Annotated in this window: 22 protein-coding genes and 1 pseudogene; 22 read left to right on the top strand and 1 reads right to left on the bottom strand. The window is 39.5% G+C overall.

Annotated features, from left to right (window positions below; translation table 11 throughout):
- Positions 1–2: 2 nt before the first annotated feature.
- The 13 genes and pseudogenes from K2N75_RS03710 to K2N75_RS03655 all read left to right on the top strand — a co-directional run bounded on the left by K2N75_RS03710 (position 3) and on the right by K2N75_RS03655 (position 10,008).
- Positions 3–635 (top strand): septum site-determining protein MinC, encoded by a 633-nt coding sequence (locus K2N75_RS03710; protein WP_297679647.1) that lies wholly within the window; start codon positions 3–5, stop codon positions 633–635.
- Complete coding sequence (lpxC, locus tag K2N75_RS03705) at positions 632–1,519, top strand: UDP-3-O-acyl-N-acetylglucosamine deacetylase (RefSeq protein ID WP_297679646.1); 888 nt, start codon at positions 632–634, stop codon at positions 1,517–1,519. Before K2N75_RS03710 ends, lpxC begins: the two co-directional genes overlap by 4 nt.
- Entirely contained in the window at positions 1,512–2,036 is a 525-nt protein-coding gene (locus tag K2N75_RS03700) for a hypothetical protein (protein WP_297679645.1), read from the top strand. Before lpxC ends, K2N75_RS03700 begins: the two co-directional genes overlap by 8 nt.
- Positions 2,037–2,107: 71 nt before the next feature.
- The gene (locus K2N75_RS03695) at positions 2,108–2,989 is read left to right on the top strand and encodes a cation diffusion facilitator family transporter (RefSeq protein ID WP_297679656.1); all 882 of its coding nucleotides are present in this window, start codon (positions 2,108–2,110) and stop codon (positions 2,987–2,989) included.
- Positions 2,974–4,704, top strand: coding sequence for an ATP-binding protein (locus tag K2N75_RS03690; RefSeq protein WP_297679644.1), 1,731 nt, complete (start codon positions 2,974–2,976; stop codon positions 4,702–4,704). Before K2N75_RS03695 ends, K2N75_RS03690 begins: the two co-directional genes overlap by 16 nt.
- A 135-nt stretch (positions 4,705–4,839) precedes the next feature.
- A complete protein-coding gene (locus K2N75_RS03685; RefSeq protein WP_297679643.1) occupies positions 4,840–6,165 on the top strand; it encodes a sodium-dependent transporter in 1,326 nt (441 codons plus the stop codon).
- 139 nt (positions 6,166–6,304) lie between these two features.
- A complete protein-coding gene (yedE, locus tag K2N75_RS03680; protein WP_297679642.1) occupies positions 6,305–7,366 on the top strand; it encodes a YedE family putative selenium transporter in 1,062 nt (353 codons plus the stop codon).
- Between the two features lies 1 nt (position 7,367).
- On the top strand, positions 7,368–7,580 hold the full coding sequence (locus tag K2N75_RS03675) for a sulfurtransferase TusA family protein (RefSeq protein WP_115551970.1): 213 nt from the start codon (positions 7,368–7,370) through the stop codon (positions 7,578–7,580).
- Between the two features lie 241 nt (positions 7,581–7,821).
- Positions 7,822–8,997, top strand: coding sequence for an aminotransferase class V-fold PLP-dependent enzyme (locus K2N75_RS03670; protein WP_297679641.1), 1,176 nt, complete (start codon positions 7,822–7,824; stop codon positions 8,995–8,997).
- The gene (locus K2N75_RS03665; protein ID WP_297679640.1) at positions 8,997–9,221 is read left to right on the top strand and encodes a DUF3343 domain-containing protein; all 225 of its coding nucleotides are present in this window, start codon (positions 8,997–8,999) and stop codon (positions 9,219–9,221) included. The genes K2N75_RS03670 and K2N75_RS03665 overlap by 1 nt, the downstream gene beginning before the upstream one ends.
- Before the next feature lie 234 nt (positions 9,222–9,455).
- Positions 9,456–9,611 (top strand): annotated as a pseudogene (locus K2N75_RS09185) (sel1 repeat family protein); the annotation flags it as partial.
- Positions 9,612–9,653: 42 nt separating this feature from the next.
- Complete coding sequence (locus K2N75_RS03660) at positions 9,654–9,785, top strand: hypothetical protein (protein WP_297679655.1); 132 nt, start codon at positions 9,654–9,656, stop codon at positions 9,783–9,785.
- Between the two features lie 88 nt (positions 9,786–9,873).
- Positions 9,874–10,008, top strand: a complete 135-nt coding sequence (locus tag K2N75_RS03655; RefSeq protein WP_297679639.1) for a hypothetical protein — start codon at positions 9,874–9,876, stop codon at positions 10,006–10,008.
- A gap of 248 nt (positions 10,009–10,256) precedes the next feature.
- Here the strand turns inward: K2N75_RS03655 and glmS are convergent, their stop codons facing one another.
- Positions 10,257–12,059 (bottom strand): glutamine--fructose-6-phosphate transaminase (isomerizing), encoded by a 1,803-nt coding sequence (glmS, locus tag K2N75_RS03650; protein WP_297679638.1) that lies wholly within the window; start codon positions 12,057–12,059, stop codon positions 10,257–10,259.
- Positions 12,060–12,179: 120 nt separating this feature from the next.
- Between glmS and galE the strand changes: the two genes are divergently transcribed.
- The 9 genes from galE to K2N75_RS03605 all read left to right on the top strand — a co-directional run bounded on the left by galE (position 12,180) and on the right by K2N75_RS03605 (position 20,609).
- A complete protein-coding gene (gene galE / locus K2N75_RS03645; RefSeq protein ID WP_297679637.1) occupies positions 12,180–13,190 on the top strand; it encodes a UDP-glucose 4-epimerase GalE in 1,011 nt (336 codons plus the stop codon).
- 2 nt (positions 13,191–13,192) lie between these two features.
- A complete protein-coding gene (locus K2N75_RS03640) occupies positions 13,193–13,420 on the top strand; it encodes a hypothetical protein (RefSeq protein ID WP_297679636.1) in 228 nt (75 codons plus the stop codon).
- Between the two features lie 51 nt (positions 13,421–13,471).
- Complete coding sequence (gene mnmG / locus K2N75_RS03635) at positions 13,472–15,367, top strand: tRNA uridine-5-carboxymethylaminomethyl(34) synthesis enzyme MnmG (protein WP_297679635.1); 1,896 nt, start codon at positions 13,472–13,474, stop codon at positions 15,365–15,367.
- Between the two features lie 227 nt (positions 15,368–15,594).
- Positions 15,595–16,875, top strand: a complete 1,281-nt coding sequence (locus tag K2N75_RS03630; RefSeq protein WP_297679634.1) for a S41 family peptidase — start codon at positions 15,595–15,597, stop codon at positions 16,873–16,875.
- Between the two features lie 10 nt (positions 16,876–16,885).
- A complete protein-coding gene (gene purC, locus K2N75_RS03625; protein WP_297679633.1) occupies positions 16,886–17,602 on the top strand; it encodes a phosphoribosylaminoimidazolesuccinocarboxamide synthase in 717 nt (238 codons plus the stop codon).
- Positions 17,603–17,610: 8 nt separating this feature from the next.
- The gene (gene purS, locus K2N75_RS03620; RefSeq protein WP_297679632.1) at positions 17,611–17,844 is read left to right on the top strand and encodes a phosphoribosylformylglycinamidine synthase subunit PurS; all 234 of its coding nucleotides are present in this window, start codon (positions 17,611–17,613) and stop codon (positions 17,842–17,844) included.
- Between the two features lie 2 nt (positions 17,845–17,846).
- The gene (gene purQ / locus K2N75_RS03615) at positions 17,847–18,503 is read left to right on the top strand and encodes a phosphoribosylformylglycinamidine synthase subunit PurQ (RefSeq protein ID WP_297679631.1); all 657 of its coding nucleotides are present in this window, start codon (positions 17,847–17,849) and stop codon (positions 18,501–18,503) included.
- Positions 18,500–19,921 (top strand): SH3 domain-containing protein, encoded by a 1,422-nt coding sequence (locus K2N75_RS03610; RefSeq protein WP_297679630.1) that lies wholly within the window; start codon positions 18,500–18,502, stop codon positions 19,919–19,921. Before purQ ends, K2N75_RS03610 begins: the two co-directional genes overlap by 4 nt.
- Positions 19,905–20,609: a lysophospholipid acyltransferase family protein gene (locus K2N75_RS03605; protein WP_297679629.1), complete on the top strand. Its 705-nt coding sequence runs from the start codon at positions 19,905–19,907 to the stop codon at positions 20,607–20,609. Before K2N75_RS03610 ends, K2N75_RS03605 begins: the two co-directional genes overlap by 17 nt.

The following is a 20,609-nucleotide window of genomic DNA, read 5'->3' as shown; positions in this document are numbered from 1 at the left end:
TTATGGTTAAGGCAAGACAGAAAAACTTTCGTGCTTTTATTTTCACTCAAGGAGAGGGGCAAGAAACGATTGCCTATATTGAAAAAAACTTTATTTTGCTCAAAGATTTTTTGATGATTTTTACTTATCCTATCAAAACAACAGATTCTACCGCGCTTTATGATTATCTCGTCTCTAAAAACCTCAATTTCATAGAATCTTTGGATACAAAAAAGGGCGAAACTTGCGGGCAAATTCAACTAAGCTTAGAAAATGCAATCCATTCTATGATTCCACCCAATACCACAACAAACACGGAATCCAATGCAAAATCCCAAGAAATAGAATCCAAGCAAAAACCTACACTTGTTTTTCATCGCACTATTCGGAGCGGTGAAGAAATCATCACGCAAGGGGATTTGACGATTTTTGGGCGCATTAATAGTGGTGCGCATATCCAAAGCGAAGGAAATGTACAGATTTTTGGAAAAATTAGCGGAAATATATTTTGCAATGGAGATTATATGATATTAGGTGAAGTAGGAGAGGGAAATGTCCTTTTTCACGGAGAAATTTTAGATAAGGAATTGTTACAATACAATCAAAATAAAATTTACAAAAAACAAGATGAAATTATGATAGAGGAACTACGATGAAACAACAAACGATTGCAAAAAAAGTAGAATTAGTTGGAATCGGGCTACATAAGGGAGTGCCTGTCAAAATGACTTTAGAACCCCTAGATGAAAACTGCGGGATTCATTTCTATCGCAGTGATGTGGGGATAAGCATTCCATTAAATCCAGAAAATGTAGTAGATACGACAATGGCAACCGTGATTGCAAAAGAACAATACAAAATCTCCACGATTGAACACTTACTCTCCGCAATCCACGCGTATGGGATTGATAATCTAAAAATCACATTGGACAATGAGGAAGTGCCGATTATGGACGGCAGTAGCATTGGGTATTGTATGCTCTTAGAGGAAGCAGGAATCCTCAAGCAATCCTCACCTAAAAAAATCTTAAAAATCAAAACTCCTATTGAAGTCAAAGAGGGGGATAAATTTGTGCGTTTTGAGCCAAATGACGCGTGTATTTTTGACTTTTCTATTCATTTTCCTCACCCTGCCATTGGCACACAATCCTACAAATTTAAGTTTTCTACCAAAAATTACAAAGAAGAGATTGCGCGTGCTAGGACTTTTGGGTTTTTAAGTGAGGTGCAATATTTGCGCTCTATCGGGCTTGCATTAGGTGGTTCTTTGGATAATGCCATTGTGCTAGATGATACTACGATTCTAAACAAAGAGGGCTTGCGCTACAAAGAGGAATTTGTCCGACACAAAATCCTTGATGCCATTGGAGATATGTCTTTGCTTGGGATTCCATTGCTTGGCGCGTATGTCTCCTATGCGGGCAGCCATAAACTCAACCATTTGCTAACCAAAAAACTTTTTGAAAACAGCAATGCTTTTGAGATTTTAGAAAGTGAAGAATCTCAAAAGATTTATGAATACGCTTTACAAAATGCATAAAATCTTAATTTTGCCCAATCTTGCAGGAGAACCAACACTTGTGGGTATTTATTCTTGTATCCAAAAAATATGGAAATTGACACAATCCCACCTCATCACTCAACCTTTAAGCGAAGGGTTAGTGCCATTGTTTATGGATTTGCGCTCACAAGGAATCGCATTTGAAAGTTTGTATTTCGTGCGTGGTCCGGGAAGCTTTATGGCTTTGAAACTCATTTATCTGTTTGCAAAGACTTTAGAAATCACACAAAATGTGAAACTCTACGCTACACACGCCTTTCACTTTAATGAAAACTCCCCTATCAAAGCCTATGGAAATTGCTATTTTATCCAAGCAGATTCCACAAATCCAAGCAATAAATCCCAAACTCTAGACAAAGAAGCAAGAGAGCTGAATATTTGCCTGCAATCCTTTCATACACCACCCCAAAGGAAGTCCTTTGTTTTGCCTGATATTTTGGACTTAACCCTTTTTAATACGCGGCTCAAACCTCTTTATTTGCTCCCTCCCATTTAAGGATTCTAATGTCTGTTTCACAAAATAATATTCCCAATAATTGCGCAGTAGATTTTACAAAAAAGCCAAAAATCAGTATCCAACGTCAAGCCACCATTGTTTCAAGTTTAACAGCTTGTATTCTCATTAGCGTAAAATTTATCATCGGAATCCTTAGCGGCTCGGTGGCAATCTTAGCAAGTGCGATTGATTCTTTGCTAGATTTGTCTGCCTCACTTTTTAACCTCTATGCACTAACCAAAGCCGAAAAGCCTGCAAATTTTGAGTTTAATTATGGTATGGGCAAAATAGAATCGCTTGCGGCTGTGATTGAAGGAAGCGTGATTTTAGTCTCTGGAATCTTTATTCTCTACCAGTCCTTTAAAAAACTTTTCTTTGGTGGAGAGTTAGTCTATTTAGATTATTCACTCTATGTAATGCTTTTTTCTCTGATTCTAACCACGATGCTTGTCCTTTATCTTAACTATATCGCAAAAAAGAGTAATAATCTTGTCATCAAAGCAGACGCATTGCATTACAAAACAGACATTTTAAGCAATGGTGCGGTGCTAGTTGCTCTTGTCCTTGTGCATTGGACACATCTCCATATCATTGACGCAATTTTTGGGATAGGGATTGGAATCTATGTCGCCTATTCCGCCTTTGGAATCTTAAAAGAGGGCGTGCTGATTCTGCTTGACAAAGCCCTAGAGAAACAAAAGGTTGAATCTGTCAAACAAATCATAGCCTCTGCCCCGCAAGTGCAAAGTTATCACGATTTGAAAACGCGCCAAAGCGGTGAAACAAATCTTGTAGAGGTTCATCTTGTCTTTGACCCCAACATTTCTTTGCTAGACGCGCACAGAGTTGCAGATTCTATTGAATGTGCTATCCAAAACCTAGAGGGAAAATGGGAAATCATCACCCATCTTGACCCTTACGATGATGAAGGAGCTGTATGCAATATTTACTAGATTTTTTGCAAACCAACCCCATTAACAAAACAAAAATTTATCCTTTTTTGAAATGCAATTATGAGGAAGCACTTATTTTGCGTCATTTATGCACCGAAATCCTAAAAGGCAACGATGAAAATATTTGCTTAGATATTATCAATGCTCTTTTTATTCCGCAAGATGAAGTTGCGATTCTTAAGCACTTGCCTTATTTTAAGAATCTCTTAGAATTAGGCTGGATTAATCAGCAAAGTTTTCTAAAAAATCTTAGCCAAGAAGTTATTCTATTGGAATTACTCAACACTCCTTTTAGTCTTAGCTCTAGCTTTCTAAAGCTCCTTGAAGAAGGGGGTATTAATCCCAAACTTCCAAAAGTCGCTCCTTATAATAACCACTTAGAATATCTTAAAGACCAATTTCTATCCATTGAACTATTACACAGCTTAAGCCCCCACAAAAAAGACCATTACACCTCCCCTCTTTTAAACAAAGGTATGCAAAAATTCAAGCTCTTACAACAAAGGATTGATGAGCGTTTAGAATTAACAAAAGAAAAATTAAGCTTGGAAGTTTTGTTTAAAGAATATAGTCTCAATGCGCAAGAAAAAATCATTTTCATTGCCCTTTTGCGTGAAGAATATTTGGGCAAAGAAAGTGAGGGAAGAGAACTAAATACCCTTATCAATCTCATTAGTATGAACGACTACGAAAGAATGAAGAATCGCGCATTTTTAGACGATAGAAGTCGTTTGGTAGAAAAAGGATTGGTAGATTATGATGAAATCTTAAGCCCTTTTGGAGGGATTAACCGCACCTTTTTTATCCCTGATGCGATTCTAAAAAGAATCACACACCCGCAAAATTACGACAAAAAGGAGCGCATTAGCCTAAAATCACTCGTCTTAGAGCAAGAAATCTTTGAATTTTTGCACCCCAAGATTCCATTAAGCGAAGTAGTCTTAAGCCCAAGCACGCAATCCACCCTTGAAACTCTGCTCAAACAAATGGATTCTAAAGTTTTGCAATATCTCAAAGATTGGGGAATCAAAGACAAAAAGCGTGGAATTGACGCAAAGATTATCTTTTACGGTGCAGCAGGCACAGGCAAAACGCTTACCGCTTTAGCCCTAGCCAAATCCCTTAAAAAACCCATTTTGAGCTTTGATTGTTCTAAGATTCTTTCTATGTATGTGGGCGAGAGTGAAAAAAATGTGCGCAAAATCTTTGAATCCTATAAAGAACTTTGTTCCAAAAGCAAACAAACGCCTATTTTGCTACTAGATGAAGCAGACCAATTCCTAAGCACGCGCACAACCAATGGAAGCGGGGCAGACAAAATGCACAATCAAATGCAAAATATTTTCCTAGAACAGATTGAACGATTTGACGGAATCTTAATTGCAACAACCAATCTACTAGAAACGCTTGATACTGCCTTTTCAAGACGTTTTAATTATAAGATTGAATTTAAAAAACCAAATTTTGAAGAACGTATCAGGCTTTGGGAAAAACTACTGCCTAAGAATGCTCCCTTTGAAGAGAATTTTAATCTCAAAAAGCTAGCCGAATTTAATCTAAGTGGCGGACAAATTGCGCTGATTGTCAAAAACACCGCCTACAATATCGCGAGCCTTTCTAAACCGCAATTTAGCACACAAAGCTTTTTAGACGAAATCAAGCGGGAACTAAACTCCAACTTTGATGGAGGACGCGAAATGGGATTCCACACTTAATTCTTGCTATTAAAAATTAATAAAATCCTCTCAAATAAGCAAATCAAAGTGAAATCTCTTGACTAATTTTTCAAAAAGCCTTTATTTTAGCGTTTGATTCTGCTAAGATATATCTAAAGATTAAAAGGGGATTTGATGACGAGATTTTCCAAAACAGGCTATATATTATCCACAGCGGGTAGTGCGATTGGACTAGGTGGAATCTGGGGGTTTCCTTATTTGGTAGGACAAAACGGGGGATTCGCCTTTGTTCTTGTGTTTGTGCTAGCTTTTTTAGTTTTTGGAGTCAGTGTTTTTATCGTAGAAATGCTTTTTGGGAGGGCAAGCGGACAAAATAGTGTCAGCACCTTTGAAAATTTCGCCCCAAAACATCTGAAATTTTTAAAATATGGTGGTTTTATGGTAATTTCTGGTGTTTTGATTTTCGCCTTTTATGTCGTCGTTTTGGGTTGGTTAGTGCATTATATGTTCTTAAGCGTTATAGGATTGCCCAAAACCTTAGAAACCACACAAAATCTATGGGGGGGGTTTATAAGCAATCAAATTGGCTGGCAAATGTTGTGGCATTTTGCGATAGTAGCACTTTGTGCGTATGTCCTCAATCGTGGCGTAAAAGCAGGGATTGAAAAATTAAATCTCATTCTTATGCCTTTGCTTTTATTCATCTTTTTGGGATTGCTCGCTTATTCTATGGTACAAGATGCTTTTGTAGAATCTTTCAAATTTCTCTTCCACCCAAACTTTGAAAAAATCAATGCAGAAGTAATTGTGCGTGCGATTGGACAAGCTTTTTTCTCTCTTTCGTTGGGCGTAGGAGTGATTCTAGTTTATTCTAACTCTATGCCAAAACAAGGAAATTTCGTTCGTTTTGCTCTTATCATTGCCTTGCTCAACTTTTTCTTTTGTCTTGTGGCGGGCTTGGTTATTTTTACCTTTATTTTTGGTTATGGAGCAGAGCCAACAGAAGGCGTTGGATTGGTTTTTATCTCCTTGCCACTTATTTTTGCCAATATGGGTGTGGTAGGACAAATCATTGCATTTTTATTCTTTGTTTCCCTTATTTTTGCTGGAGTTACCTCTGCTGTTTCTATGCTAGAGCCTCTCAATAGCTATTTGATTGAACGTTTTTCTATGAAGCGGCACAAGGCGAATCTCATTAGCGTTTTGAGTGCTTATGCTTTGGGTATCATTGCCCTACTTAGCAACACTACTGCCTTTTCGGCGGATTTAACCTTCTTTGGCAAGAATCTTTTTGATTGGTTTGTTTATCTCACTAGCTCTTTTATGCTCCCATTGGCAGGAGTTTTTATGTGTCTTTATATGGGCTGGATTCTACCAAAAGAACAAGTCTATGCTATGCTTGAAGGAAAACTAAGCGGAATCTTTTTCAAGGGTTGGTATTTTGTGATTCGTTTTATTGCACCGCTTGGAATCCTTGCGGCAATGGCTAACCTCATTTAACCACAAAAGGTTAGAATCTAAAAAATTTGTATTTTAAGTAAAATTTCTTTATAATTCAAAATTGGCTTAAGGATTAAGCAAACAGCTCTTCTACTTTACCTACTTTCTAACAGCTGTCATTTATATTTTAGGAGTTTTTATGAGATTGGCAATTTGGCCTATTTTAGCGGGTATTGCACTTGGAATTCTCGCGCCTGTTTTGGTGTATTTAGGGAATCCGGGCAATATGGGTATGTGTGCGGCGTGCTTTACGCGCGATATTGCAGGGGCATTGAACTTACATCAAGCGGGTATTGTGCAATATATTCGCCCTGAAGTGATTGGGTTGATTTTGGGTGCATTGCTTGCTTCTTTTTTATTCCGAGAATTTCGCCCACGCGCCGGGAGCGCACCGATTGTGCGATTTGGACTTGGAATCTTTGCGATGATTGGCGCACTCGTGTTTTTGGGTTGCCCTTGGAGAATGTGGTTAAGGCTTAGTGCGGGGGATTGGACTGCGATTGCGGGTGTTTTTGGGTTAATTTTTGGAATCCTTATTGGAATCTTTTTCCTCAAACGCGGCTTTTCACTTGGACGCAATCGTCCTGCAAGCAAGATTGTAGGGCTTGTATTTCCACTTTTTGCCTTAGGATTACTCGGGCTTCTTTTTTGGGGACTTACAGGGGAAAATACTCCGATTAAATTTTCTGCTAAGGGTCCTGGTTCTATGCACGCACCTCTTATTATTTCACTCGTTGCTGGATTGTTTTTGGGTATTATCTTCCAAAAAAGCCGTTTTTGTATGATTGCTGCGGTACGTGATACGATTCTAATGCGCGACACGCACATTTTACAAGGCGTCATTGCATTAGTCGTTGCTGCATTTATTACCAATCTTGCATTAGGATTCTTTAATCCCGGATTTAGCGGACAACCCATTGCGCACAATGATACGCTTTGGAATTTTCTTGGTATGGCACTAGCTGGAATCGCATTTACTCTAGCGGGGGGTTGCCCAGGCAGACAAATTATCCTTAGCGGCGAGGGAGATGGCGACGCTGCAGTTTTTGTGCTTGGGCTTCTTGTGGGTGCAGCATTTGCGCACAACTTCGGGCTTGCAAGCTCTCCTGCTGGAATCGGGGCAAATGCACCTATGGCAGTTCTAGTGGGATTTATTTTTTGTCTATTAGTTGCAGTTTTTGCAAGAGAAAAAAGGAGTTAAAATGGTAGAACTTGATGTGCGAGGGCTTAGTTGCCCTGAACCTGTGCTAAACCTCAAACCTCTTTTGGATAGAGGCGAAAGCGAAATCAAAGTGCTTTGTAGTTGTGGTGCAAGCAGTGATAATATCCGCCGTCTTGCTAAAAATAGCGGATACAATGTAGAAAGCGAATCGCAAAATGGTGAGGATTTGGAGTTTATATTAAAAAAAGCTTAAAACCTATGCGTCATTGCGAAGCCTCGTTAGAGGCTGTGGCAATTTATAGTCTAGCAAAAAGCAATCTTAACAATAGAAGCTTTAAAAAATTAAAGGCAAGATTCTACATCATAGATTGCTTCGCTTAGCTCGCAATGACGCGGTAGTTAGCTTGTCGTCCTTGCAAGCCAATAGCAATCTATAATTTAGAATCTCGTTGTTAGCATACAAGAATCTTAAAACAACAAAGAAAGGAATCTTAATGCAACCTCAAAACATTTCAAAATGTATCTACCTAGACAATGCCGCTACTACCTTTCCTAAAGCTCCGGGCGTGAAAGAAGCAGTGAGTGGATTTTTGGAAAATATCGGCGCAAGTGCTGGACGCAGCGGACATTCTCTCTCCATAGAATCAGGCAGAATCCTTTACCAAACGCGCAAGGCTCTAGCAAGTCTCGTAGGCTTGAAAGACTGCAAACGCGTCCTTTTTACTCTCAATGCAACAATGGCGATTAATACCCTTTTGCAAGGCTTTTTGAAAGAAAAAGACATTGTGGTGGTTACACAAATGGAGCACAATGCAATTAAACGACCGCTCAATGCACTAAAAGAGCATTTAAACCTAGAAGTGCGTGAGATTCCGTGCAGCCCTATGCACGCGGTGGATTTAAAAAGTGCAGAAGCAATGCTAAAGGGAGCGAAACTCCTAGCGTGCGCGCATATTAATAATGTCAGCGGGGCGAGGATTCCGCTAGAGGATTTAAGCGCGTTAGCTAAAGCCCAAAATGTCGCCTTTTTGCTTGATGGCGCGCAGAGTGTTGGCTGCATAGAAATGAAAGAAGTAATGAGCCAAGTGGATTTTCTTGCTTTAAGTGCGCACAAGGGCTTGCTTTCGCCTATGGGAGTGGGCGCACTTATTGTGGCTGATGACTTCGCAATAGAGAGGATAGAGCCGCTTATTTTTGGTGGCACGGGGAGTTTGAGTGAGGCAGAGATTCAACCTCTTTTTTTACCCGATAGGTTTGAGAGTGGCACGCCCAATATGCACGGAATCGCTGGGCTTCAAGCGGGGTTAGAATGGATTAAAAACAAGGAGGTAAAAAATATCCATAAGCACGAATTGTGCTTACGCGAACAGCTCCTTAGTGGGCTAAGTGGAATCCCAAATATTAAAATCTACTACACACAAGGGCAAAGCAGCGGAACATTGTCCATTGATGTGCAAAACCATACTCTTTCCAAAGTAGGAGAAATCCTAGATAGAGAGTTTGGAATCTGCGTGCGCGTGGGATTGCACTGCTCGCCCTCAAGTCACAAAAGCCTTGGGAGCTTTGAGCGCGGAGGCACGATTCGCCTAAGTCCGGGCGTTTTTAACACAAGCACGGAAATAGAATCCACGATAGACGCATTACGCGACATTGCCACAAGGCGCGTGTGATGATAAAGGGCTACATTCTTGTATTCACGACTTCAAGTGCGTTTGAGAGTGAGGCGATTCTAAAGGATTTACAAATCTATGTCAAGCTCGTGCCAACACCACGCGAATTTTCAAGTGATTGCGGAATCGCAGTGTATTTTGAAGTAAAGGACAAAGCAGAATTAGCACAAATCCCAAACGCACTAAATGAACAAAAAATTGAATTTGATATAAAATACATTTAAAATTTAATGCAATGTCACTTTAATAACACAAAAGGACAACCAATGAAAAAATACATTTTTAGCTTTCTTGTATTTATTAGCTATTGCGCTTTGGATAAAAAGCGATGATTTAACTAAACAAATTAGCGACTTTCTCAATAGACAAACAATTAATGAGTATAAAGCATTCAAACAAAATGCTTTATCTTGCACGAAAACGCACAATAAAGAATCGTGTAAAAAACTCATAGCAATGGCAAAGAAACAAAAAAGGACATCAAAAAGGCAAACAAATATTTTCAGTTAGCTTGCGATGGGAAAGATGCCTATGGTTGTTTAAATATAGGCACTAACTACTATTATGGCAAAGGTATTGAACAAAGCTACTCTCAAGCGTTTAAACATTTCCAACAAGCAAAAGAGAGCAAGATAGCAGAATCACATTTGTATTTTATGTTAGGGATTATGTATTTAAAAGGACAAGGTTGCCGATTAGACAAAGATGAGGCTCTTGAACACTTTGGAATTGCTTGTGATATGGGCAATGATACAGCTTGTAAAAACTATGCAATCATAAAACAATAACACTAAGCGACTTTACCTCTTTATCATCGCAAGAGCTTCGTTAGAATCTTACCCTTGTGGAATCCAAACTTTACACAAAATAATAGATTTGCAAATATTACGTCGTGATTCCACAAATAAAATTCACAATAACGAAGGTAGAATCACAAAGATTTTTGTCGTCATTGCGAGACTTCATTTATCAAGTCGTGGCGCACACTGCAAAGCAGTTTGCCCGCTTTAGCGCAAATCTATAATTCCGCACAAAGAGGATTCTATTAATGAAATAGTAAATGAAATACAAAATTTAAAGATACATTCTCTTAAGGGAGGGGCTTAAATTGCAAAGTCGCTCCCTCCCGCTTAAAATCCCCCACCCCGACAACGCTTTTATTAAGGTGGTGCTTACGCACGATTTTGGTTTATGGATTGCTTCAGTGTTGCAGTCCTCGCAATAACAGAAAATTTGCTACCTTGTCATTGTGAAATTCTTTACTCCACCGTTACACTTTTTGCCAAATTTCTTGGCATATCCACATCATTGCCCAATCTCACCGCAACTTCTAGCGCAAAAATCTGCAAAACCACCATCATTGCAAAAAATTCTACCATATAATGCGAATATTTCGGAATCGCAATCCAATCATCGCAACCCTCATAATATTCTGCGCTTAGAGCACAAATCATCGCGTCGCGCGCACTTAGCTCCTCCACATTGCTTTTGATTTTGTCATACAAAAGATTCTGTGGCATTAGTGCGACACAAAATAGCCCCAAATCCGCTAAGGCAATCGGTCCGTGCTTCATCTCTCCGCTTGGATAGCCCTCCGCGTGTAGATAGCTAATCTCTTTTAATTTCAGCGCGCCCTCTAATGCAAGGGGATAGAAAATATCCCGCCCGATAAAAAAGAATCCGTGTCCGTGCAAATATCTGCGTGAAAGCCGCTTGATATGTTCGTGCGCCTTTTTATCCACCTTTGTTGCGCGCACCGCCTCTAGCATTGTCTTGATTTCTTGCTTGATTGCTTTCTTGCTTAGGATTCCGCATTTTTGTGCGATAAAATTCGCCAAAATCCACAGCACCATTACCTGCGTTGCAAAAGCCTTTGTGCTCGCCACACCTTTTTCAATCCCCGCACGCGTCAGCAGGCTAAAATCACTTTCGCGCACGATAGAGCTATTATCCACATTGCAGATTCCAAGCGTTTTTAGCCCATTGCTTTTTGCCAATTTTAAAGCCTCCAAAGTGTCCGCAGTCTCTCCGCTTTGAGAAATCACGACAAACAACTCGTTCGCTCGCAAAATAGGATTCCGATAGCGAAACTCACTCGCAATTTCCACTTTCACCTTAAGCCTCGCAATGCGTTCAATCAAGTAACTTCCCGCAATCGCCGCGTGATAACTCGTGCCACAAGCACAAAGCGTGATAGAATCCACACGGCTTAAATCTAGCGCGTTTAATTCCTCCAAGCTAAAATTATCCTCGCTCACGCGCCCCATCATCGTTTCCAATAAAACCTTGTGTTGCTCGTAAATCTCTTTTTCCATAAAGAAAGTAAAGCCGTCTTTTTGCGCTGAGAGTTTATCTCCGCTCAAAGCTTTGGGATTAGGAAGCGTGTGAAATGTCCCGGATTCTATTGCCCCTACCGCTCCATCTTCTAGGTAGCAAACCTCCTCTGCAAGTCCAATCAAGGGAGCGTCTGATGAAGCAAAATAAATTGCCTCTGCGCCCTTGCTATCCCTTCCTCTGCCGATAATGAGAGGCGAACCATTTTTGGCATAATAAATCGTATCAGGCGATTTTTGCGTAATTAATAGAATCGCATAAGCACCTTTTAACTCGGAAATTGTGCGCTTAAAAGCCTCAAATGGATTTTTGAGATTTTCCAAATGCGATTCAAACAAATGCACAATCACTTCGGTGTCTGTCTGTGAGATGAAGCTTCTACCTTGCTGTTGTAGGGATTCCTTAATGCTCTGATAATTTTCAATGATTCCATTATGCACAACATTGCTAAACTTACCAAAATGCGGGTGCGCATTCACTTCTGTTGGCTTGCCGTGTGTTGCCCAACGCGTATGCCCGATTCCTAAACCAAATCCGCTAGAATGGAATCCCTCGCATTTGCGTTCTAAATTTATCAACTTGCCTACCGACTTAAATGTACTTAACTCGCCCTCACTCAACACAGAGATTCCAGCGGAATCGTAGCCACGATATTCTAATTCTTTCAAGCCGTTTAATAAAATAGATTTTTTTTCATCATTGCCAATATAACCGATAATTCCACACATTGTTCGCTCCTAAAATGATTTTTTATTGTGGCATAAAATATGTAAAGAAATAGTAAATGAATCAAATTTTTAGCAACTTGATGATAGAATCTAAAGGTTATTTTTATTTAAGGTTCATCAATGCAAATTTATTTTTTTACCGGTGCAGCTGGCTATATTGGCTCACATACAGCATATTATTTTTTGAAAAATAGTGATTGTAGGATTGTTATTTTTGATAATCTAAGCAGTGGTTTTAGAGAAAATGTAGAATTTCTAATGCAAACTTTTCCTCAAAGAGTGGAATTTATAGAGGGAGATTTGGGCGATTCTATGGCTTTGGAACACGCCTTTAAATCCTACTGCTTTGACGCAATTATCCATTTTGCCGCAAGCCTCATTGTGCAAGAATCTGTGCAAAATCCGCTAAAATATTTTCAAAACAATGTTGCCAATACAACGAATCTTTTGCAAATTGCACAAAAGTTTGCTACCAACCGATTTCTCTTTAGCTCTACTGCCGCAGTCTATGGCGAGCCAAAGGAACATTCTTCTATTCAAGAAAGCGCGATTCCAAGCCCTATCAATCCTTATGGAGAATCCAAGCTAATGATTGAGAAAATTTTGCACGCTTTGGAAGTTGCAAATCCGAATTTCAAAAGCGTGATTCTGCGCTATTTCAATGTTGCAGGCGCATTAATGGACAAACAAGGTGCTTTGGGGCAGAGAACAAAGAATGCGACACACTTAATCAAAGTAGCTTGCGAATGTGCGACAAACAAACGCGCAAAAATGCAGATTTTTGGAAGTGACTATGAGACGAGGGACGGCACTTGCATTCGGGATTATATTCATATTGATGATTTGGCAAGCGCACATTTCTTTGCCTTGCAATCTTTACTAGAATCGCAAACCTCTGAAATCTATAATGTAGGCTATGGAAAAGGCTTTAGCGTAAAAGAAGTGATTGATTGCGTCAAAGAAGTAAGCGGTAAGGATTTTGTTGTAGAATCCACAAAGAGACGCGAGGGAGACCCTAGCGTGCTTGTAAGTGATAACCACAAGATTTTAACCAAAACCAAATGGCAACCCCAATTCAATCAGCTAGAAACAATTTGTAAGAGTGCGTATCTTTGGGAGGAAAAATTGTAAGTTTGCAAACTCTAGCAATCCTACAATCTTGCACGGCTTGTGCTTCACCACTGCGTCCTTACGAGGATTCTCCTCTCGTCTTTGCGAGCATAGCGAAGCAATCCATAGTCTTGCAAAACTTAACCTTTGTAATGGAATCTTTAAAGCAATTCAACATTATAGATTGCCACGATTCCAAAATCCCGCAAGGACAAATCCCACGCCAATATTGCAACACTAAAGAATCATAAAAGGCTATTATTAGGCTATAATTGCGCAAAATTTACTTTGTAAGGCAAAAAATGAATTATGATGTCATCGTGGTAGGTGGAGGACACGCAGGAATTGAGGCTTCCATTGTCGCAGCAAAAATGGGCTGTAAAACTTTACTTATCACTATGTTAGTAGAACAAATTGGTGCAGCAAGCTGCAATCCAGCTATTGGCGGACTTGGCAAAGGACATTTGGTCAAAGAAATTGACGCACTTGGCGGCGTGATGGGTTATATTACGGATAAAAGTGGCATACAATTCCGCACACTCAATGCTTCCAAAGGTCCAGCAGTTCGTGGAACACGAGCGCAAATTGATATGGACAGATATAAAATCATCGCGCGCAATCTCTGCTACCACACCAAAAACCTAGAAGTAACACAGCAAATTGTGGAATCCCTTTTGCTAAATGACGACAAAAATGCGGTAATTGGGCTAAAAACTTCCATTGGCAAAACCTATTATGCTAAAAAAATCATTCTCACAACAGGGACTTTTCTGCGTGGCAAAATTCATATTGGCGAAAGCACTTCTAGTAATGGGAGAGCCGGCGAACCTCCAGCAAGTGCATTAGGAGAGGATTTACGCTCACTTGGACTTGAAGTCGGGAGGCTCAAAACAGGAACTTGCGCGAGAATCAAGGCAAGTAGCATTCGCTTTGAAATCCTAGAAAAACATTATGGCGACACACCCACACCATTCTTTAGCCACAAAACGCAAAAAGAGCTTGCAGGAAATGAGTTTAATCCTACGCAACTTCCTTGCTATGTAACTTATACAAATGCTAACACCCACGCAATCATTCGTGCAAACTTTCATCGTGCACCCCTATTTACAGGACAAATTGAAGGCATAGGTCCGCGCTACTGCCCAAGCATTGAAGATAAAGTCCATCGTTTCTCCGACAAAGAACGTCATCAGCTTTTCTTAGAACCCCAAACGCTAGAGGCGAACGAATATTATATCAATGGCTTAACAAGCTCGCTACCTTTTGATGTTCAAGAGGCAATGATTCACAGCATTGAGGGCTTAGAAAATGCGGAAATTGTGCGCTATGGCTATGCGATTGAATACGACTATGTCAATCCAACAGAATTAAGGCACACATTGGAGACAAAAAAACTTAAGAATCTCTATTGTGCAGGACAAATCAACGGAACAACAGGATACGAGGAAGCGGGCGCACAAGGTATTTTTGCTGGAATCAATGCGGCTTTAAGTGCGCAAGGCAAAGAGGAGATTACCCTAAAACGCAATGAGGCTTATATTGGCGTTATGATAGATGATTTGGTTACCAAAGGCACAAAAGAACCCTATCGTATGTTTAGTTCCCGCGCGGAATATCGCCTGCTTTTGCGGGAGGGAAACGCGATATTTAGGCTTGGGGAACTAGCCTATGCACTAGGCTTAATGGAATCCCAAGATTTCGCGCAACTAATGCAAGATAAAGCCGACATTCAAGAGGGATTACAATGGCTGAACAACACCCCTATTACACCCACTTTAGAAATGTTGCGATTCTTGGATTCTATCGGAGAAGAGAGAATTAGCGATAAGACAACCTTTGGCACGATTGTAAGCCGCCGCAGCTTTGATTTACACAAGCTACTTAGAATCCAAGAAATTATAGAAGCACCCTTTGCGCGATTCTCTCCACGCGCGCTAGAGGAGATTTTGGTAGAGGCAAAATATGCAAGTTATATCCAAAAGCAACAAAACCTCATCAACAATATGGATAAAATGTTAAGTATAACGATTCCTCAAGGTTTCGTTTTTGATGGGATTCCGGGCTTGAGTTTGGAAGTGATTGAAAAACTGAAAAAATTTAATCCCAAAAGCCTTTTTGAAGCAAGCGAAATCAGCGGCGTAACACCAGCGAGCTTGGAAGTTTTGCAACTTTATATTCACCTGCGTAACAAAAGCTAATTTGCGCCTTTGCGAGGAAGCACAGCTAGAAAACAATTTATAATGTGGAATCTTTAAATTATAGATTGCTACAACCTCCACGAATGCAAGGACAAATCCCAAGCTGACTTGCTATTTTTCCCATTATCTTTGCAAGTATCTCGCAAGAACAAAATCTAACATTTTTATTTTAGTTTTAATGAGAATGCGCTAAAATCGCACATTTAAACTTTATTTTAGGTTGCTTTATGAAACAATTTGAATTTAAAAGAATTTTTTATGCACTGCTTGTAAGTTTGTTCCTTGCAATAGGTTTTCAAAATGTAGCATTTGCAGAAGACGAATCACGACTAGATGCTTATAATAAATTGCGTAAAGTCATTGGCACGGTAGAAAAATATTATGTAGATGAATTAAGCCTTAATGAAATCGTAGATAAAGCGATTGATGGGCTTCTTTCAAACCTTGATGCACATTCTGCCTATTTGGACGAAAAGAAATTTGAGGATTTAAAAATCCAAACTGATGGACAATTTGGTGGAATCGGAATCACGATTGGCTTGCGTGATAATGCGCTAACTATCATTGCTCCTATTGAAGGCACACCGGGAGATAAAGCGGGTTTGAAAAGCGGAGATATTATCCTAAAAATCAATGAGGAGAGCACATTAAATATGAGCATTGATGACGCAGTTAATAGAATGCGCGGCAAACCAAATACAAAAGTGCAGCTCACTATTGTGCGCAAAAACGAGCCAAAACCCTTGATTTTTAACATTGTGCGCGATAATATCAAAGTAGAATCTGTTTATGCAAAAGGGATTGAGGAAAGTAATTATGTTTATTTGCGCGTAACTTCCTTTGACAAAAATGTCAGCAAACGCGTAGAAGAAGAATTAAAAAAATTCAAAACGATTGATGGAATCGTGCTAGATTTGCGCAACAATCCGGGAGGATTGCTCAATCAAGCGGTGGAATTAAGTGATTTGTTTATCAAAAAGGGCATTATCGTATCTCAAAAAGGTAGAATCAAAGACGAAAACATCGTCTATAATGCAAGCAATCGCACGCCTTATGCGACCACTCCTCTTGTGGTATTGGTCAATAATGGAAGCGCGAGCGCGAGTGAGATTGTCGCAGGAGCGATTCAAGACAATAAACGCGGGGTATTGGTAGGAGAGGGAACATTTGGCAAGGGAAGCGTGCAAGTGATTCTCCCCACAGAGAAAAAGGAAGCCTTGCGCCTCACGATTGCGCGCTATTATTTGCCAAGCGGACGCACGATTCAAGCAGTAGGTGTAACACCAGATATTGAAGTAGCTCCTGGAATCGTGCCTGATGAAAATATTGGCTTTAGCATTAAAGAAGCGGATTTGCAGAAGCATTTAGAGGGAGAATTAGCAAAAGTAGAATCTAGCAAAGACAAAAAAGCAAAAGACGCTAAAAATTCTATTACACACCAACAAGTATTGCAAGATATTCAACTCAAAAGTGCAATTGATGTGTTGAAAATCTTTAAAGTTCTATAAAGGAGTCAAAATGCAGGTAGTGCAAAAAGAAATGATGTATGAGGGCAAAGGGAAAAAACTCTACAAAACGGAGGATGCGGGATTGATTATCTCACAATTCAAAGACGATTTAACCGCCTTTAATGCTGAAAAAAAGGGAAGTGAGCAAGGCAAAGGTATTCTAAATTGCAAAATCTCAACTGAAATTTTTAAATTACTAGAAAAAAACGGCGTCAAAACGCATTATGTAGAAACCATAGGCGAGGATTTGATGCTTTGCAAACTTGTGCAGATTATTCCTATTGAAGTGGTTGTGCGCAATGTTGCCACCGGCTCTTTAAGTAAGCGTCTAGGGATTAAGGAGGGAGAATCTCTCCCTTTCACGCTTGTAGAGTTTTATTACAAAGACGATGCACTAGGCGACCCTCTTATCAATGATGAACACGCGCTAATTTTAAAATGCGTGCAATCCATAGAAGCATTAGATGAATTACGCAAAATTGGGCGAAAAGTTAATGAAGTGTTAAGAGAATTTTTTGACAAAAAGAATCTTATTTTGGTAGATTTTAAACTAGAATTTGGAGTAGATAGCACGGGTGCGATTCTGCTTGCCGATGAAATTACGCCTGATTCTTGCAGATTTTGGGATAAAAATACAAAAGAAAAATTAGACAAAGACCGCTTTAGACAAGATTTAGGCAATGTCAAAATGGCGTATGAAGAGATTTTAAAAAGAATTTTGAGTTAGGGGAATTTATGAAAGTAGAAGTCATCGTAGGGCTAAAAGAAGGTGTATTAGACCCACAAGGCAAAGCCATACATCACGCATTAGAATCTTTGGGCTATCAAGGCGTAGAAAATGTCAAAGTGGGTAAAGTGATTACATTAGAAATTGCAGGAGATAAGACAAATATCCAAAAAGAAGTGGAATCTATGTGCGAAACTTTGCTTGCCAATACGGTGATTGAAAACTACACAATAAAGATATAGCAATGGTTGCGATTCTACAATTCTTAGGAACAAACTGCGAATACGATATGGAATACGCCTTTTCGCTTTTAAATGCGCCTACACAAATCGTATGGCACAAAGAAACCTCCTTACCACAAGGAACAAAACTTGTCGTGATTCCGGGAGGATTCAGCTATGGCGACTACTTGCGCAGTGGGGCAATCGCACGTTTTTCTCCCATTATGAAAGCCGTTATAGATTTTGCAAAAGGGGGCGGTTATGTGCTTGGAATCTGTAATGGATTCCAAATTTTACTTGAGAGCGGATTGCTACCAGGAGCAATGAAACATAATGAAAATTTGCATTTTATCTCTAAAGATTCTGACTTGAAAGTCGTTTGCAATGACAATGTTTTTTTGAGCAAATTCCAGCCCAATGAGACTATTAAGATTCCAATCGCACACGCAGATGGCAATTATTACATTGACGAAGCGGGACTAAAAGAACTTAAAGCCAATCATCAGATTTTGTTAGAATATGTCTGTAATCCTAATGGTTCGGTGTGCAGCATTGCAGGAATCTGCAACAAAGAAAAAAATGTTTTTGGGCTTATGCCTCACCCTGAACGCGCAATAGAAAAATTGCTAGGACAAGAAATCGGCTTAAAAATGCTAGAAGGGTTTTTAGAAGCTTTATGAGAATTTTCACGCAATTAGTATTTGTTTTGGGTTTGTGCGTCTATGGAATCGCACAAAATATGGAGATAGAGAACTTCAATGAAAGTGGTGAAACAAGAATGTTCCCACAAAGCACTCCCGAAACCTCCGCAGAAACTTCCAAGTCGCAAACTTCCTCTGACGCACCAAGACAAACCTTACCCAACGCAATCCTAGAGGAAAATCTGCAAGACCAACCTGCCCCGATAGAATCCGAAACACTCCCAAATACCCCAAATCTTGATGGGCATTCTAACACCAATCCATTCCTTACTCCACAAGATTCTATCCCGCAAGATTCCTTAGAGCCACAAGAAGTTTTGGAATCGCAAAATGTAGAATCCCTCAATCCACAAGCAACAGAGGATTCTTACCCTACAAGCCCTGTTGCTAAAAATGTTTATTTAGAAATGCTCAATCCTCCTTTGGATATTTTATATGTCCATCAAATCATTCCTTTGGAATTAAAGCTGCTTGTATTATCCGATTATTCCACAATTAAAACAGAATTTATGTTTGAAAACAATATCCAAACAGCAAGTGTAGAGATTCTCAATCCAAGCGAAAATTGGAGTCTTAATACAGAGGATTCCAGCTTGAGAAACACCTTTTATCTCAAAATCAAACAGCCAAACTACACGATTCCAGAAATTAAAGTAAGCGTCAATACTAGCGAGGGGGAAGCAAACGAGCGCACACAAAGCCTTAGTGGCAAAGCGATTAAACTAGAACGCAAAGGGAGTTTTTCTCAAGTGCTTGCACAAGATTTAAAGATTTTAGACACAAAAATTACAAACTATGATACAAACCACAATCTTGCTGTATTTCAGCTTCAAAGCCTAATGGGGAATTTATTTGACTTCCATTTGGAAGCCTACACACAACAAGGCATTGAAAGCAAAAGCGGGGATTATAAGCAGGCAGTTGCCTTTTATTATGCGATTGTGCCAAAAGACTTAAATACGATTCGCTTTGATTATTTCAATACAACAACCTCCAAATACACAGAATTGCAAGTAGAAAACATTGCCATTGAAGATAGGGTTAGCACACAAAGCGATATTAGACCCAAGAATAACTATCAATTCTTCAAAATCGCCGCAATGGTATTCCTCATCATTGTATTTTTTGGTTTGTATCTTTATAAAAGAAAAAGAATTTTTATATTGCTTGGTGTCATCGCACTTGGAATCTTGCTTTATCTCTTGACGCTTAAAACCTCCGCCACACTTAAAGCAAATGTTCCTCTTAGAATCCAGCCAACTTTCAACTCTACGATTATTCTTACGACACAAGAGCCTATGGAAGTTGAGATTCTAGGGCAACGAAGTCATTATTATAAAGTCATCTTACAAGACGATAGTATTGGGTGGGTAAAACGCAATGATATCCAAAATTAGAGCTCTTAGCGCAATCTTTTACATATTGTTTGCGATTCCTTTTGCGATTCTTTTGATGTATCTTTTCAAAAACATTCAACGCAAAATACGACAAATCACTGCCAAAGCTTTCATTATCCTTTTTGGAGTGCGCGCAGAGATTAAAGGTGAATTAGACCCAAGCGCGCAAATTCTTCTTATCAATCATCAAAGCTTTATGGATGTGATTTACCTAGAAGCAATCCACCCCAATAATCTTTGTTGGATTGCCAAAAAGGAGCTCGGTAAGCCCTTTTTATATGGACACGCACTAAAAGCTCCCAAAATGATTCTAATCAATCGCGAAAGCAAAAGGGAAATTGTATTTTTACTCAAAGAAGCAAAGGATAGATTAGAGCAAGGGCGCACTTTGTGTATTTTTCCAGAAGGCACACGAAGCAAGGGCAAGGAAAAGCTCCTACCCTTTAAGAATGGAGCAAAACTTTTGGTGGAGCATTTCAATCTCAAAGTTCAGCCTATCGTGGTTTGTGGCACACGCAAATGCCTTGATATTGGGACATTAAAGTTTCCAAATACAACTTTTACCCTCCAATATCTTCCCGCTTTCACACCACAGGATACGCAATGGTTTGAAGCACTCAAAACACAAATGCAAGAGACCTATACTCAAATGCATTTAGAATCTCAAAATACAGAATCCAAAGGCTAG

Source organism: Helicobacter sp. (assembly GCF_029067145.1).
In the GTDB taxonomy this organism is placed as follows: domain Bacteria; phylum Campylobacterota; class Campylobacteria; order Campylobacterales; family Helicobacteraceae; genus Helicobacter_D.
The sequence above is the reverse complement of the archived record's forward strand: the minus strand, read 5'-3'. Positions and strand labels throughout refer to the sequence as shown.

Coding starts and splice junctions, on each gene's coding strand:
- K2N75_RS03670 (WP_297679641.1), top strand. CDS start 7,822: ATGCAACCTCAAAACATTTCAAAATGTATCTACCTAGACAATGCCGCT.
- purC (WP_297679633.1), top strand. CDS start 16,886: ATGCAGGTAGTGCAAAAAGAAATGATGTATGAGGGCAAAGGGAAAAAA.
- K2N75_RS03610 (WP_297679630.1), top strand. CDS start 18,500: ATGAGAATTTTCACGCAATTAGTATTTGTTTTGGGTTTGTGCGTCTAT.
- purQ (WP_297679631.1), top strand. CDS start 17,847: ATGGTTGCGATTCTACAATTCTTAGGAACAAACTGCGAATACGATATG.
- yedE (WP_297679642.1), top strand. CDS start 6,305: ATGAGATTGGCAATTTGGCCTATTTTAGCGGGTATTGCACTTGGAATT.
- glmS (WP_297679638.1), bottom strand. CDS start 12,059: ATGTGTGGAATTATCGGTTATATTGGCAATGATGAAAAAAAATCTATT.
- K2N75_RS03660 (WP_297679655.1), top strand. CDS start 9,654: ATGTTAGGGATTATGTATTTAAAAGGACAAGGTTGCCGATTAGACAAA.
- K2N75_RS03665 (WP_297679640.1), top strand. CDS start 8,997: ATGATAAAGGGCTACATTCTTGTATTCACGACTTCAAGTGCGTTTGAG.
- K2N75_RS03700 (WP_297679645.1), top strand. CDS start 1,512: ATGCATAAAATCTTAATTTTGCCCAATCTTGCAGGAGAACCAACACTT.
- K2N75_RS03710 (WP_297679647.1), top strand. CDS start 3: ATGGTTAAGGCAAGACAGAAAAACTTTCGTGCTTTTATTTTCACTCAA.
- purS (WP_297679632.1), top strand. CDS start 17,611: ATGAAAGTAGAAGTCATCGTAGGGCTAAAAGAAGGTGTATTAGACCCA.
- K2N75_RS03690 (WP_297679644.1), top strand. CDS start 2,974: ATGCAATATTTACTAGATTTTTTGCAAACCAACCCCATTAACAAAACA.
- lpxC (WP_297679646.1), top strand. CDS start 632: ATGAAACAACAAACGATTGCAAAAAAAGTAGAATTAGTTGGAATCGGG.
- K2N75_RS03630 (WP_297679634.1), top strand. CDS start 15,595: ATGAAACAATTTGAATTTAAAAGAATTTTTTATGCACTGCTTGTAAGT.
- K2N75_RS03605 (WP_297679629.1), top strand. CDS start 19,905: ATGATATCCAAAATTAGAGCTCTTAGCGCAATCTTTTACATATTGTTT.
- K2N75_RS03675 (WP_115551970.1), top strand. CDS start 7,368: ATGGTAGAACTTGATGTGCGAGGGCTTAGTTGCCCTGAACCTGTGCTA.
- mnmG (WP_297679635.1), top strand. CDS start 13,472: ATGAATTATGATGTCATCGTGGTAGGTGGAGGACACGCAGGAATTGAG.
- galE (WP_297679637.1), top strand. CDS start 12,180: ATGCAAATTTATTTTTTTACCGGTGCAGCTGGCTATATTGGCTCACAT.
- K2N75_RS03685 (WP_297679643.1), top strand. CDS start 4,840: ATGACGAGATTTTCCAAAACAGGCTATATATTATCCACAGCGGGTAGT.